The sequence below is a fragment of the Streptomyces sp. NPDC050388 genome, from assembly GCF_040655635.1.
Classification (GTDB): domain Bacteria; phylum Actinomycetota; class Actinomycetes; order Streptomycetales; family Streptomycetaceae; genus Streptomyces.
On sequence record NZ_JBFAKH010000061.1, the window covers coordinates 37,183 to 49,754 of the forward strand.

Annotated in this window: 17 protein-coding genes and 1 pseudogene; 6 read left to right on the forward strand and 12 right to left on the reverse strand. The window is 70.0% G+C overall.

Features of this window, described 5'->3' with window-relative positions:
• Nucleotides 1-81: 81 nt before the first annotated feature.
• Nucleotides 82-642, reverse strand: coding sequence for a SigE family RNA polymerase sigma factor (locus AB0I73_RS28885; RefSeq protein ID WP_363042146.1), 561 nt, complete (start codon nucleotides 640-642; stop codon nucleotides 82-84).
• A gap of 265 nt (nucleotides 643-907) precedes the next feature.
• A complete protein-coding gene (locus AB0I73_RS28890; protein WP_363042148.1) occupies nucleotides 908-1,231 on the reverse strand; it encodes a hypothetical protein in 324 nt (107 codons plus the stop codon).
• A 358-nt stretch (nucleotides 1,232-1,589) separates the two neighbouring features.
• Here AB0I73_RS28890 and AB0I73_RS28895 point away from each other — a divergent pair, with 358 nt between their 5' ends.
• Together AB0I73_RS28895 and AB0I73_RS28900 are read left to right on the forward strand one after the other, a co-directional pair.
• Nucleotides 1,590-2,471, forward strand: a complete 882-nt coding sequence (locus AB0I73_RS28895; protein WP_363042150.1) for a bifunctional DNA primase/polymerase — start codon at nucleotides 1,590-1,592, stop codon at nucleotides 2,469-2,471.
• A gap of 168 nt (nucleotides 2,472-2,639) precedes the next feature.
• Entirely contained in the window at nucleotides 2,640-3,218 is a 579-nt protein-coding gene (locus AB0I73_RS28900) for a DinB family protein (protein ID WP_363042152.1), read from the forward strand.
• 36 nt (nucleotides 3,219-3,254) lie between these two features.
• Here AB0I73_RS28900 and AB0I73_RS28905 read toward each other — a convergent pair whose 3' ends face one another.
• From AB0I73_RS28905 to AB0I73_RS28915, 3 genes are all read right to left on the reverse strand, one after another.
• Nucleotides 3,255-3,629: a transcriptional regulator gene (locus AB0I73_RS28905; RefSeq protein ID WP_363042154.1), complete on the reverse strand. Its 375-nt coding sequence runs from the start codon at nucleotides 3,627-3,629 to the stop codon at nucleotides 3,255-3,257.
• Nucleotides 3,626-4,417, reverse strand: coding sequence for a hypothetical protein (locus AB0I73_RS28910; protein WP_363042156.1), 792 nt, complete (start codon nucleotides 4,415-4,417; stop codon nucleotides 3,626-3,628). The genes AB0I73_RS28905 and AB0I73_RS28910 overlap by 4 nt, the downstream gene beginning before the upstream one ends.
• Before the next feature lie 563 nt (nucleotides 4,418-4,980).
• Nucleotides 4,981-5,268, reverse strand: coding sequence for a hypothetical protein (locus AB0I73_RS28915; RefSeq protein ID WP_363042158.1), 288 nt, complete (start codon nucleotides 5,266-5,268; stop codon nucleotides 4,981-4,983).
• 241 nt (nucleotides 5,269-5,509) lie between these two features.
• On the opposite strand from AB0I73_RS28915, the gene AB0I73_RS28920 reads away from it, so the two are divergent.
• Nucleotides 5,510-5,932, forward strand: coding sequence for a DUF6083 domain-containing protein (locus AB0I73_RS28920; RefSeq protein WP_363042160.1), 423 nt, complete (start codon nucleotides 5,510-5,512; stop codon nucleotides 5,930-5,932).
• A gap of 233 nt (nucleotides 5,933-6,165) precedes the next feature.
• Here the strand turns inward: AB0I73_RS28920 and AB0I73_RS28925 are convergent, their stop codons facing one another.
• Nucleotides 6,166-7,149: an EamA family transporter gene (locus AB0I73_RS28925; RefSeq protein ID WP_363042162.1), complete on the reverse strand. Its 984-nt coding sequence runs from the start codon at nucleotides 7,147-7,149 to the stop codon at nucleotides 6,166-6,168.
• 40 nt (nucleotides 7,150-7,189) lie between these two features.
• Here AB0I73_RS28925 and AB0I73_RS28930 point away from each other — a divergent pair, with 40 nt between their 5' ends.
• Nucleotides 7,190-7,714, forward strand: a complete 525-nt coding sequence (locus tag AB0I73_RS28930) for a MarR family transcriptional regulator (RefSeq protein ID WP_363042164.1) — start codon at nucleotides 7,190-7,192, stop codon at nucleotides 7,712-7,714.
• 39 nt (nucleotides 7,715-7,753) lie between these two features.
• Here the strand turns inward: AB0I73_RS28930 and AB0I73_RS28935 are convergent.
• Nucleotides 7,754-7,891, reverse strand: a pseudogene (locus AB0I73_RS28935) (site-specific integrase); the annotation flags it as partial.
• Between the two features lie 148 nt (nucleotides 7,892-8,039).
• Between AB0I73_RS28935 and AB0I73_RS28940 the strand changes: the two are divergent.
• On the forward strand, nucleotides 8,040-8,243 hold the full coding sequence (locus AB0I73_RS28940; RefSeq protein ID WP_363042166.1) for a hypothetical protein: 204 nt from the start codon (nucleotides 8,040-8,042) through the stop codon (nucleotides 8,241-8,243).
• Between the two features lie 96 nt (nucleotides 8,244-8,339).
• Here the strand turns inward: AB0I73_RS28940 and AB0I73_RS28945 are convergent, their stop codons facing one another.
• From AB0I73_RS28945 to AB0I73_RS28955, 3 genes are all read right to left on the reverse strand, one after another.
• The gene (locus AB0I73_RS28945; protein WP_363042184.1) at nucleotides 8,340-8,579 is read right to left on the reverse strand and encodes a hypothetical protein; all 240 of its coding nucleotides are present in this window, start codon (nucleotides 8,577-8,579) and stop codon (nucleotides 8,340-8,342) included.
• A 145-nt stretch (nucleotides 8,580-8,724) separates the two neighbouring features.
• Nucleotides 8,725-10,212 carry a penicillin-binding protein 2 gene (locus AB0I73_RS28950; protein WP_363042168.1) on the reverse strand — a complete coding sequence of 496 codons (1,488 nt, stop codon included), beginning with the start codon at nucleotides 10,210-10,212 and terminating at the stop codon, nucleotides 8,725-8,727.
• Between the two features lie 122 nt (nucleotides 10,213-10,334).
• The gene (locus AB0I73_RS28955) at nucleotides 10,335-10,853 is read right to left on the reverse strand and encodes a GNAT family N-acetyltransferase (RefSeq protein ID WP_363042170.1); all 519 of its coding nucleotides are present in this window, start codon (nucleotides 10,851-10,853) and stop codon (nucleotides 10,335-10,337) included.
• Between the two features lie 40 nt (nucleotides 10,854-10,893).
• Here AB0I73_RS28955 and AB0I73_RS28960 point away from each other — a divergent pair, with 40 nt between their 5' ends.
• A complete protein-coding gene (locus AB0I73_RS28960) occupies nucleotides 10,894-11,460 on the forward strand; it encodes an alpha/beta hydrolase (RefSeq protein ID WP_363042172.1) in 567 nt (188 codons plus the stop codon).
• 78 nt (nucleotides 11,461-11,538) lie between these two features.
• Here AB0I73_RS28960 and AB0I73_RS28965 read toward each other — a convergent pair whose 3' ends face one another.
• Nucleotides 11,539-11,802 carry a hypothetical protein gene (locus AB0I73_RS28965; RefSeq protein ID WP_363042174.1) on the reverse strand — a complete coding sequence of 88 codons (264 nt, stop codon included), beginning with the start codon at nucleotides 11,800-11,802 and terminating at the stop codon, nucleotides 11,539-11,541.
• A gap of 322 nt (nucleotides 11,803-12,124) precedes the next feature.
• On the reverse strand, nucleotides 12,125-12,572 hold a 448-nt coding region (locus AB0I73_RS28970; protein WP_363042176.1), incomplete at its 5' end, for a hypothetical protein.

Consider the following 12,572-nt stretch of genomic DNA (forward strand, 5'->3'; position numbering starts at 1 on the left):
TGCTGATTCTGCGCACATACCGCTCGGTATGTCACTAGGTGGACGGATGATCGATCACGTTCCGCGGAACTTCGTTCCCGGTCAGGACCGGACGAGCCCCAGCTCGGCATCGTCCCGCAACTTCCCGAGCGCCCGCGAAACGGCCGATTTCACCGTGCCCACCGATACACCGAGCACCTCGGCCGTCTGGACCTCGCTGAGGTCCTCGTAGTACCGCAGGACGACCATGGCGCGCTGTCGCGCGGGCAGCCGCATGATCGCCCGCCACATCGCGTCGCGCAGCGCCTGCTGCTCGGCCGGGTCGTCGCCGCCGGGGACCGGGTCCGGCTCGGGCAGCTCCTCGCAGGCGAACTCGTCCACCTTGCGCTTGCGCCACTGCGACGTCCGCGTGTTCAGCAGCGCCCGGCGCACATAGCCGTCGAGCGCGCGATGGTCCTCGATACGCTCCCAGGCGACGTACGTCTTGGCGAGCGCGGTCTGCAGCAGGTCCTCCGCGTCGCTCGGGTTCCCGGTCAAGGACCGGGCGGTACGCAGGAGCACCGGCTGCCGGGCCCTCATGTACGACGAGAACGACGGGTACGGGAGGGTCTGCTTCGCCGGAGCAGCGGCGTTCGAAGCGCTGGTGCAGACGGGTCTGGTCATGACTCAACGCTATGAGCGGGGCACGTCCGGCAAATCGGCCGCAGGTCCCGAAGCCGCGTCCCCCTCAGGTTGTAGGGGTGGGGCCTGCCGCACCTCCTGAAGGTGGACGAGCGGGGGAGACCCGTGCGGGTTCCTCCTTGGGGGAAGCACCGCGGAAACCCGAAAACGCCTGCGCGACGGTACCGGAGTACCGCCGAGCAGACGCCTCGCACCCCACGGATCGCACCCCACACGGCGTCAGAGGGCCGTCGGCCCTCTCACCTCCTCACCACAGCGGGGTGAAGTTGACCACCACGTTGTCGTTGCCCTGGACGACGGACGTGAACGCGGAGCCGTTGACCTGGGCGGTGTTGCTCTGGTTCGAGGCACCGAAACCGACGGCCTGCTGTTGCGTGGTGGCCGCGTTGCCGAAGTTGTCGCCGCCGACGCCACTGCCGAGCACTCCCGCCTCGGCGCTTGTGGCCGTGGCGTTCGATCCGTCGTCCGCGAGAGCGCCGGTGTCCGCCACCGCGACGCCGGCGAAGAGGGCCGCCGCGAGCGGAAGAGCGGAGACGGCGGCGATGACTCGGGCGGTACGGATGCTTGCCATGTTGTGTTCCCTCCAGAACCAAGGACGCACCGGCTCATGAGCGTGCGTGTGTGATGTACGGCTGCCACCGGGGGAGTCGGCCGACCACCCCGGCACTGTGCACGACGTCGCGAGATCAGGATTGCCCACCGAATCCCGGTGAACCACCTCGGAAGCCGTCATTAGCACGCAAGCGTGAGCACAAGTCGATAAACCTCCCTCTTCCCCCTGAGTCACCTCTCCGCCCGACACGCCCGGCTCCGCGCCAACCCCCGCAAGGGAGGAAGCGTTTCGGCACTTTTTCCGCAAACCCTGTGAACCCCGGCGCGTCGCACCCGCCCCTCTTCCCCTTCTCGAACGCGCGTACGAAAATAGGTCTATGGCCACCACCGACCGGCAGGCCACCACGCTGGCCCTCGCGCACGCTCTGTCAGCCGCCGAACGCGGACTGGCCGTCATCCCGCTGTCCCGGACCAAACTCCCCGCCCTGCGCTCCCCGCACCGCGCCGAACCTGTCCCCCGTCCCGGCCGGACCACGCCCTGTCACGGCGAGTGCGGCCGCTTCGGGCACGGTGTGCACGACGCCTCCACCGACCCCGCCCGCATCCGCGCGCTCTTCGCCGCCGCGCCCAGGGCCACCGGCTACGGCATCGCCTGCGGACTGCCCCCGCACCACCTCATCGGTGTCGACCTCGACACCAAGAGCGGTACGGACCCCTCCGCCGCCCTGCGCGAACTGGCCCTGCGTCACCTGTTCACGGTCCCCACCACGGTGACCGTCCTGACCCCCAGCGGCGGCCGTCACCTGTGGCTCAGCAGTCCGCCGGACGTCGTCGTCCCCAACTCCGCGAGCCGCCTCGCCCCCGGCATCGACATCCGCGGCGCCGGGGGCTATCTCGTCGGTCCCGGCTCCCGCACGGACCACGGCACCTACACGACCGCCCCGGGAACCGCTCGCTCAGCCCCCGCCGCCTGCCCGCCCGCCCTCCTGCGGCTTCTCCTGCCACCGCCCCGCGCCCACCACCCCACGCCCCCGTCGGCCGGCGGTCACGGTCGGGGACTCGTCCAGTTCGTCCTCGCGGCGCACGAGGGCCAGCGCAACACCCGGCTGTTCTGGGCGGCCTGCCGCGCCTACGAGGACGGCATCGGCCCCGCCCTGGTGAACCCCTTGGTCGACGCGGCCCTCACCACGGGCTTGTCCGAACGCGAGGCCCGCGCGACCATCGCGTCAGCGGCCCGCACGACGGGCCACCACCCCTGACCCACAACCCGGGATCCACCAGCCGTCCCCTCCCCCGCGCCCCACGAAAACCGAAGGCCCCGGACACACCACCGCCCTGGAGTGCCGACCACGTCACTCGCCCGCGCCGCCCCCGCTTCCGGCCGCTTCGCTTCCGGCCGTACGCCCCACACACCTGGAAAGCCCCGAATGAGCACCCCGACCCCCGACCCGGCCTCCACGATTTCCGCTGCCCCCACCGCCCCGGTCCCCCTCTCCCGAACAGAACTACTGCGCTGGCAGTTCGAACTGACCTGGTCCCTGTTCGAGTACCACCTGGAGCGGCTGGAGCCGGACGACTTCCTGTGGGAGCCCACCGCCCACTGCTGGACGATGCGCCGTGCCGCCGACGGCGCCTGGATCCCGGACTGGGCGGAGACCGAGCCCGACCCCGTACCCGTCCCGACCATCGCCTGGGTCAGCTGGCACATCGGCTGGTGGTGGAGCGTGACCCTGGACCACGCGCACGGGCGTCGGCCCCGGGAGCGGACCGAGATCACCTGGCCGGGAGAGGGGCCGGCGACCGTCCAGTGGCTGCGCGACCTGCGGACGGAATGGCTCGCGACGCTGGACGGCCTCACCGACACCGACCTGGACGCCACGGCACCGTTCCCCTGGCCGAGCGACCCGGCGTACACCGTGGCCCACACGGCCGCCTGGGTGAACACCGAACTCCTCAAGAACGCCACGGAGATCGGCCAACTCCGCCTCCTGCGGGCGGCGTCATGACCCCACTGGCCCGGGGGCCGAACTCCTGAGACAGCGTCACGCCTCGGGCGTACCGGGAGCCGGGCGGGTGCTCTCCAGCCGGAGGACGAGTGCGCGCAGGGCACGAAGTTCGGCGTCCAGCGCCTGCGCGCCTTCACGGGTGAGGGCGATCCACGTTCGGGGACGCCGACCGACGTAGCCCTTGTCCACGGTGATCAGATCCGACTCCTCCAGCACCTTCAGGTGCCGGGAGAGGTTTCCGTCCGTGACGGCCAGTTGCTTCTTCAGGAAGCCGAACTCGACTCGGTCTGCTTCTTTGGCGATGGTGAGGATGCCGAGTCGCACCCGCTGATGGACGGTGTCGTCCAGCGACTGCGTCGGATGGAGGCCTTCCCGGCCGTCCCACGCCTCCGCCGAATCCTCGACACTCATGAGACAACCGTATCCGCATCGGCACGACCGGGCCCGGCTCGATGCCGTGCCACCGTCCTCTCGGCCAGGCCGGCGAGAAGCAGGATCGAGGCCAGCAGGAGCGCCTTGGCCTGCGGTCCGTCGGTCCAGCCGGGGTGGGCGGGGTGCTGCCAGGGGAGCCATCCCGTGCCCCAGGAGGCACCGAGGTAGCCGGTGAGCAGCAGGGCGTGCGCAGCGCCGGCGGCTACGGCGATCCAGCTGCGTTCGACCACCCCGAGGGCGACGAGCCCGATACCGACCAGGTACCACGGGGAGGCGTAGCTGTTCTGCAGCAGGTCGACCTCCAGCGGCTGGCTCCAGCCGGACAGCCCGAACAGCATGGCCGTCAGTGCGGTCGTGATCACGGCGGTGACCATGGCGGTCGTGCAGATCCACACGCCGCGGCGGGGGACGACGCCCCGGGCCTCGCCACGCAGGCGGTACCAGCGGGCGAAGGCGAACCACGCCAGGGGGAGGAGCGCGAACCACACGCCCCAGGCCACGAAACGCAGGACGGCGCCGTCGAACTCGCCCTCCAGACAAGGGGTGCCCGGTTCGTGGACGACGCACAGGCCGGTCAACTCGGCGTAGGCGAAGGCCGGATAGGACCCGACGTTGCGGCCATGGGCCCCGAAGTTGAAGGCGTACCGGGCGACCGGAGCGGCCACCAGCGCGAGGAGGCCGAAGCCGAGGAGGGAGACCCACGAGCCGTTCATCTGTGCGCGGGTCCTGGCCCGCAGGCCTTCCGTGGCCGCCAACAGGGCGGCCACATGCGCCCCTGGTTCAGTCCCCTCGCCGCTCAGTGACGGTTTCCCCACGATGTCCCCCTTGTGGTCGCACTCCGGCGTGCCGGAAAGCGGACGGTCGGTCGGCCGCCCGCATCTTAACTTTGCATTGCAAAGTAGCTGGCAGTCAAGAGTAACTGCCCGTCAGGTGCGAGGCCGTCGGCAGGGGCGGACGGTGCACAGCACATCGGCGCAGCTGCCGTCGTCCTCGTGTCCGTCGAGTCGGATACCCGCCGCCTCGACCACCCGGTCGCCGCGGCCGGCGACCCACGTCCCGTGCGGGGCCCGGAGATCGTGTGGGGTCACGTCGGTCGCCCCGGCCACCGAGACCGTGGGACCGAAGTGCGCCTTGCACCACCGGTTGCAGCACGGCGGTTCGCCGCCGGGCATGACGAGAAACCCGAAAGGGCCCGCATGTGCGGGCCCTTTTCGCGAGGGCGGGTGCACACCCTGTGGGAGCGCACCCGCCCTCACCGAGGTCGCGCTGGACGCGATCCGCGGGATCCGGGAAGTCGCCGCCACCTGACGCCGCTCACCGACCGGTGGCGTCAGACGCGTTCCGCCTCGGTCGTCTCCTCGGTGGCCGCGGCCCGGGCACGGCGACGGCCCAGCAAGGCGCTTCCCGCGATCACCAGGCCGATGGCGACGATCTTGGCGGCCTGGTAGTAGCCGGTTGCCGACTCCCCCGGAGTGCCGGGCAGCCGGAAAAAGACCCACGCTGCCGCGAGACCGCCGATGACGATCAGTGCGACCGCTCCCCACGTCCCGATCCCCGCCCACCAGGGCCCCAGGTCGTGACCCCGCTCGTCGTCATGCTCAACTTCCTTGCCGGTCAAGGTGGTTCCCCCTGTGCGCGTGGTGAAGGTCGCGAGGAAAGACGCGGGCCCGGTGCGGGCGGTTGCCCGACCGGACGTTCCCTGCCGAGCGCCCTGCGCGGGAAGCTGGGGCGGTCGGTGCACCGCGGTGAGCGTGAGGTCGGTCCGAAGAGGCCGAATCGTGACCTGTCAGCGCCTTGTGTGTCCGCCCACACTCGTATGCATGGGGGCATCCCGGGGCAACAGGTGCGCTTCATGCCAAATGTGCGGTAAGGGTGATCCAACCGTACGGGGGCGCGGACAGATCAGTCTCCTGGTCGAGCTCTGCGAGTCCTGTTGGCAGCGGCTGGCCAACGACATCGCCGAGGAGGAAGGCGCCACGACCGCACCGCCGCCTGGCCCCGACCCCGACGACGTGACGTGGATCGAGGCACCGACCTGCCCTGACTGCGGCGCCGAAGTCCGCGTGTACCCGACCGACTACGACCGATGGATCAGTCTTGCCGTCAGAGAACGGCCCGCCAAGGACGTGCCACCGCGGTATCGCCGGCGGCTGGTCCCGACAGCCGGCGGCCTCGTCGCGGTCCGTGTTCGGGGGATCGAGCCGCCCCTCGGTGATCCGGTGGTTCCGGATCACCGCATGCTCTGTCTCCCCGACGAGGACGACCCTCGGGGGGTGGTCTGACGCGTGCCCCTCTCCTGCCCGATCGAGCGGCCGCGGACGGGGAACCACGGGGAGCACCGGGCAGCCCCGGTAGCCGGACACGAGAACGGCCTCGATCGAACATCCAGGTCAGGGGCCGTTCTCACTGTTCATCCGGCGGAAGCGGCGGAAGCGGCGGGATGGGGGGCCTGACACAAGTTCGTGAGGTGATCACCGTCCGTGAGGTCAGCGGTGTGCGGCGGGATGGCGGGACTTCACTCGCCCTCGTACACATCCGGGCCGGCGCCCTGCCCACGTTTCCGGTCCTCATGGGGGAGCGCGTACAGAGGACGCTCGCGCGGGACGCTCGTCGGATACGGACGGGGAGGTGCCTGACTGCTGTCGCGTCGGCCCGCGCGCCCGGGTTGGCCCAGGACGACTCCGGCCAGGACCAGGACCAGTCCGCACAGTTGCTGAACGGTCAGCACCTCGCCGGCGATCGCCGTGCCGAGCAGTACGCCTGTCACGGGGTTGAGCAGTCCGATCATTCCGACTGTGCCCGCGGGCAGGTGCCGCAGCCCGGTGAACCATGCGGCGAAGGCCAGTGCGGTGGCGACCAGGGCGACATAGCCGAACGCGAGGGAGGTCTGTGTGGAGAGCGTGGGCGGAGGGCCCTCCACGACTGCGGCGACCGGGAGCAGCAACAGACCTCCGGCGGCGAGTTGCCAGGCGGTCGAGGCGAGCACATCGACACCGGCGCTCCACCGTTTGGCCAGGACGTGCCCGAAGGACGACATCAGCATGGCGGCGACCGAGGCGAGGACTCCCGGCACACTCACCCCTTCCACCCCTGTGAGCAGCATGAGACCGACTCCGCCGAGTCCGAGCGCGGCGCCGACCAGGTGGGCGGTCCGGGGCCGCTCGGACACCAGGGGCCAGGCGATGAGCATCATCGTCAGCGGGGCCACCGCCATGACGGTCGAGGCGACGCTCGTCGGAAGCAGTTGGGAGGCGGTATAGACGAGGACGAAGAACACGCTCATGTTGAGCAGCCCGAGCACAGCGGACCGCCACCACCACGCGCCGCGCGGCCGCTGCCTGCACAAGGCGAGCAGGACGAGGCCGGCGGGCAGGGCCCGCAGGGCGGCCCCGTAGAGCGGGCGGTCGGCCGGCAGGAACTCGTGGGTGACGAAGTAGTTGGCCCCCCAGGCCACCGGCGCGACCGCGGTCAGTGCCACCCAACGCATATTGGCTTCCATGGAAGCCAATATAGCTTCCCGGGAAGCTATCATGGGGTGCATGGAGCATGGTGAACCACTGGACCGCGTTGCCCGCATCCAGGCCGACTGGCGCCGGGAGCGCCCCGACGTCGACGTCGACCCGCAGGGTGTGATCGGCCGACTGCACCGCCTGGCCGACCTGCTCACCGAGGAGCTCTGCCTCGTCTACGGCCGTTACGGCCTCAGCGAGGGAGAGTTCGACGTCCTGTGCGCACTGCGCCGCGCCGGGGAGCCCTACGAGCGGGCGCCCGGCGAGCTCGCCGCGCACACCATGGTCACCACCGGCGCGATGACGAAGAGGATCGACCGCCTGGAGCGAGCCGGACTCGTCACCCGCCGCCGTTCCCACGACGACCAGCGCGGCCGGATCGTCGCCCTCACCAGACCCGGACGCGAACTGATCGACCGAGCGTTCACCGACCACATGCGCAACGAACGCCGCCTGCTGGATCTGCTGACGCCCACCGAGGCCGAGTCACTCGAAACGCTGCTCACCGCCTGGCTCTCCCGCATGGAACATCCGCGCGCTCCCGGCAGCGAGTGACCCGCCGCCCGTCCGGGCCGCGACCGGGGCTCTGCCGAAACCGGCGCGCACCACCGTGTCCCGGAGGGTGGCGCCCGAGCGGGTCGACAGGGGTGCCCGGTGTACCGGAGGTCGTAGAAACGGAAGCCGTCCGGGAGACGGACGACCGCGCACCCGACGCCACTTCCGCCCGAACGAGGGCCCGGAGAGCCACACATGATGAGGCACAACCCGCTCCTGGTGGGCCTTGAAGCTGGTGGGCCTTGAAGCTGCTGGGCCCTCCGCGCTCGGTCTCTTCACGTGCCGCCTTCTGGGATGATCATCCTGCACGGGAAGGGAGCGGTGCGTGCCTCAGGACCAGGAACGACTCCCCGCGGAAAGCCCCGGCTGGATGGTGCTGTGCATCGTCTGGTCCGGGTGGTCGGCCGTCAGTACGACCAGTCCGCTGTGGGTCCGCTTCGGCTGCCTGGTGTTCTTCGTCGCCTTCGTCGGACTCCTGCTGCGTCATGTGGTCAAACGCCGCCAGAGCGGCAGGTCCCGCCCCTCGTGACATCCGCCTCTGACATCGACGTCGGCGCACAGCGGCGCATCAGGCAGACCTCGGGAGCCCCGGTGATCCGACTCCGCACCTCGTTTCGACAGCGCCTCAGAGCCCGGAAGTGAACCCGGAGACCGCGCCCTGTGTGATGAGTCGGACGAACCGCTTGTACTTGTAGCAGCACAGGGCGGCGGCGAGGCCGAGGAAGGCCGGGTAGGTGCGGAATCGGCGTTCGTAGGAGGACGCGGTATCGGGCCGCTCGATCGCCCCACCCCGGCCCTGGTCCGCCTGGGGCGGAGCAGTTACGGCCTGCCGACCGGCGCACCGCACGGAGTTCGTGGTCCGCACGGGGTCCACCGGCGGACCTCCCGGCGCCTTGGGTCCGCCACGTCGCTGGACGGAAGCCCCAGCTCCTCCCCCACCGGCGAGCACCCCGGTGACTCACTTCCCCGGACAGGGCACCGCCGTCCCCTGCTCCGTATCCGGTCCGGCTTCACTGCTGCAGAACCGCCTTCATGACGCTGCGGGCAATGGGTGCTCCGAGACCGCCGCCGGAGATGTCCGCGCGCGAGATGTCCATGTCGGTCGGATCGATGAAGACGGCCACGGCGACCGAGGACCCGTCCTGCTTCTTGCCGTAGGAGACGAACCATCCGTACGGCACCTGGTCGGCCACGTCGACACCGCGTTGCGCGGTACCGGTCTTGCCGCCGACCGTGATGCCGTCGATCTGGGCACGGTGGGCGCTGCCCTCCTTGGCGGTGAACTCCATCATCTGTTGAACCTTCTGCGCGGTCTCGGCGGAGACCGCCTCGCTCATCACCGCGGGTCGGGTCTTCTCCAGGGTGCTGAGGTCCGGGCCGCGGACCTCGTCGACGATGTAGGGCTGCATCAGCTTTCCGTCGTTGGCCAGCGCGGCGGTGACCATGGCCATCTGCATCGGCGTGCTGGTGAGGCTGCCCTGTCCCATACCGGTGAGCGCGGTACCGGGCGCGTCGAGGTTCTCGGGGTAGAGGCTCTTGGTGGCGAGCAGGTCGCCGAAGTCGTCGGAGTAGACGTCCTCGTTGAAGCCGAACTTCTCGGCCGTCTCCCGCAGCTTGTCCTGTCCCAGTGCGGACGCGGCGTCCAGGAAGACGTTGTTGCACGAGTACTGCATGGCGGTCTTCATCGACGCCTTGCTGCAGACCGCGTCGCCGGCCTCGCTGCCGATCCTGTTGCTGGACTGCGGCAGGGGGTACGGGGAGACGGCGTCCGTACGGGCGTCGATGTCGGTGACGATCCCGTGCTCCAGGGCGGCGGCCGCGGTGAGGATCTTGAAGGTGGAACCCGGCGGATAGGTCTCCCGCAGCGCGCGGTTGGCCAGCGGCTTGCGCTTGTCCTTGTCGAGGGCCACGAACCGGTCGGACTCCTTGAACGTGCCGCCCGCGAACCGCGACGGATCGTAGGAGGGCGCCGAGACCAGGGCCAGCACCTTGCCCGTCCGGGGGTCCAGCGCGACCACGGCCCCCCTTGCGCCCTTCAGGTCGGTCAGCCCGTCGTAAGCGGCCTTCTGTGCCTTCGGGTCGATGGTGGTGACCACCGAGCCGGGCCGCTGGCCCTCGCCGCTGATGACATCGGCGAACTGCTGGAAGGCCAGGCGGTCGTCCTTTCCGGTCAGGATGCCGTCGTACGTCTTCTCCAGCAGCGTCATGCCCTGCGCCTGGGACGCGTATCCCGTCACCGGCGCGTACATCGGCCCGTCGGCGTAGGTGCGCTTGTACTTGAGGTCGGTGCCTTGTACCTCGGTGGAACCGGTGACGGCCCGGCCCCCGACGACGATGTCTCCGCGTGGGGTGGCGAACTGCGCGATCTGCACCCGCCGGTTCTTCTGGTCGGAGGCGAGCTCCGGGGCTCGCACGTACTGCAGCCAATTCGCGCGGAGCAGCAGGCTGAGCACCAGCAACCCGCAGAAGACCGCCACGGCCCTCAGAGGCTTGTTCACCGACGTCCTCCGTCGAGGCTCGGCCGGATGGATATGGGGATGTGTCGTCGCGGCATACGCACACCCTAGACACACCTGAGAGTGGCCGATGATCAATAGTCAAGACCTGGGGAGCGGCGAAGTCATCGCCCGAGGCTCCGCTGCCATCGGAGCTCGCCTCCGTGCCATTCTTCGGTGGGTGTGAGCCCGACGGCGGTGGCGACGGCGGCGGAGGCCCGGTGGTCGGGGTGGATGTGGGCGATGACGGTGTGCACCGGCTGCCGGCCGAGCCAGGCGACGAGTCCCCGGGCCGCTTCGCCCGCGATGCCCCTTCCCTGCCACGGGGTCCCCACCACCCAGGCGATCTCCGCGATGGGGCCATGGCCGGAGGGGCCGACCGTCGCCTGGACGGTGCCCGTCAGGCAGGACGCGTCACGGAGCCGGATCACCCAGTTCAGCCAGGAGACGGCCGGATCGGGAGAGCCTGCTGTCATGCGCTGGTAGCGCGAGCGCAGGGTGTGCGGGGTGTCCGGAGTGCCGCCGGTGAAGGTGTGCAGGGCCGGGTCGGAGAGCACCGCGGCCATCTCCTCGGCGTGCTCGACGCGCAGCGGCAGCAGGTCCAGCCTGCTGGTGCCGATCGCCCGGGCTGCGAGGGCGCTCACGCCGCGACCGCCTCGGGGCGTTCGACGAGCCGGTTGCGGCATGCTCGAGGTAGGCCGATTCCCTGGGGGCTCCGCCGTGACATGGCCTGAACGCGTGGTGGTGCGAGACGGCGTCCGGCATGTCTGCCGGGACCGGAGCGGGCCGGGACAGTCCCTCGTGTTGCTGCACGGCCTGGCCGGTCACGCGGGTGAATGGGACGTATTGGCACGGCGCTTGAGCTCCAGACATCGGGTCGTCGCGGTCGACCATCGCGGACACGGCGCCGGCGAGCGCCACCCGCGGGACGTCTCCCGCGCCGCCTACGTCGCCGACGTCATCGCCATTGTCGATCAGCCGGCGCTGCGGCGCCCCGTCCTGGTCGGCCAGTCGCCGGGCGGGCACACCGCCTGCTCACCACCGCCGCGCATCCCGGGCTCGTCCACGCACTCGTGCTCGTCGAGGCCGGCCCCGGCGGTCCACACCCGACCGGCCCCCGACCGACTTCCCAGGTCAGGGGCCGTTCTCACTGCTCTCAGAGCGGAGGCGGTGGGATTTGAACCCACGGTGACATCGCTGCCACGACGGTTTTCAAGACCGGCCAACAATCGCGCCCGACTAGGCCCGTGACCTGGACGTTTTCAATCAGCGCGAGACTAGCTAGTGGCGTCCTGGCCAGAGGATGGCCAGGACTCAACGGCACGCGCATCACCAGAAGGACGGGAGAATCATCAACAGGACCAGGAGGACGGGCGAGATCAGCATCATCGCCACATGCGTGAGCAGGGACCGCGTCATACCCAACACGGCGAAGAACACCAGCCCGACCGCCAGCCACCCGACGTACAGTTCGCCGGCAGTGTGCCAGGCGGCCGTTTCCTCTGCACGGGTAGTCGGCTCAGCGCCGACTACTCCAACAGCCACCAGAAGCAGTACACCGCACATCAGCAGATCGCCGACCCCGACAGCCACAGAGATCGTCCTGTCCGCTAGTCGTGCCTGCGCCCACGGGCGTATCGCGCTCATGAGTCCGGGAGCCTATCCGCTCTCGTAGTGGCCCCCTCGGTGCGGCCAGCCGTCCGACTCACCGCCCCGCCACTCGATTACCGAGGACCGGACGACGTCCATCTCAAGGGCCCTGCCAGTGAACCAACAAGGCCCTTGGACTGCGTTCCTCAGTGCCGGCGGAACCGCGGATCGGTCCCGGCCGCGTTACTCGAGTACGTCACCGGCGCCCGCCGTACGTCTCCGGGATGACGTACGGCAACGAGCACCAGGAGCACGACGGCCTCGTTCAGCCGGTCACGTCGCCGGTGAACTCGGGGAAGTCCTGGCCCGAGTAGTCCGCCACGCGTTGCACCCTGACGACGATGCGCTTGCCGTATTCCGTCTTCAGGGACCAGTCGTCGGTGAAATAGGCCCCCGTCCCCTGAGCCAGCTGGCCCTCCAGGGGCTTGGACCCGCTCTCGAACGTCGTGTGCAGCGCCTCGCCGCCGGTCGTCGCGCCGTCCACGAGGAGCGTCACCCCGTGCAGGTCAACGGGCTTCTGGCCCTCGTTGGACACGTGCAGCAACACGCGGAAGTCGGTGTGCCCCGCCCGCGGTGCCTCGTCGTAGTAGGTGGACACCCGGGCGTAGATGACGGAGACATTCAGACCGTCCGGCCAGGTGTACCCCTGATTGAAAGTCAGGTGCGCCGAGGGTGCCGTGCTCGTCGCGGCTGTCGGCGGCTGCGAGGGTTTC

Coding starts and splice junctions, on each gene's coding strand:
- AB0I73_RS28885 (WP_363042146.1), bottom strand. CDS start 642: ATGACCAGACCCGTCTGCACCAGCGCTTCGAACGCCGCTGCTCCGGCG.
- AB0I73_RS28890 (WP_363042148.1), bottom strand. CDS start 1,231: ATGGCAAGCATCCGTACCGCCCGAGTCATCGCCGCCGTCTCCGCTCTT.
- AB0I73_RS28895 (WP_363042150.1), top strand. CDS start 1,590: ATGGCCACCACCGACCGGCAGGCCACCACGCTGGCCCTCGCGCACGCT.
- AB0I73_RS28900 (WP_363042152.1), top strand. CDS start 2,640: ATGAGCACCCCGACCCCCGACCCGGCCTCCACGATTTCCGCTGCCCCC.
- AB0I73_RS28905 (WP_363042154.1), bottom strand. CDS start 3,629: ATGAGTGTCGAGGATTCGGCGGAGGCGTGGGACGGCCGGGAAGGCCTC.
- AB0I73_RS28920 (WP_363042160.1), top strand. CDS start 5,510: ATGTGCGGTAAGGGTGATCCAACCGTACGGGGGCGCGGACAGATCAGT.
- AB0I73_RS28925 (WP_363042162.1), bottom strand. CDS start 7,149: ATGGAAGCCAATATGCGTTGGGTGGCACTGACCGCGGTCGCGCCGGTG.
- AB0I73_RS28930 (WP_363042164.1), top strand. CDS start 7,190: ATGGAGCATGGTGAACCACTGGACCGCGTTGCCCGCATCCAGGCCGAC.
- AB0I73_RS28960 (WP_363042172.1), top strand. CDS start 10,894: ATGCTCGAGGTAGGCCGATTCCCTGGGGGCTCCGCCGTGACATGGCCT.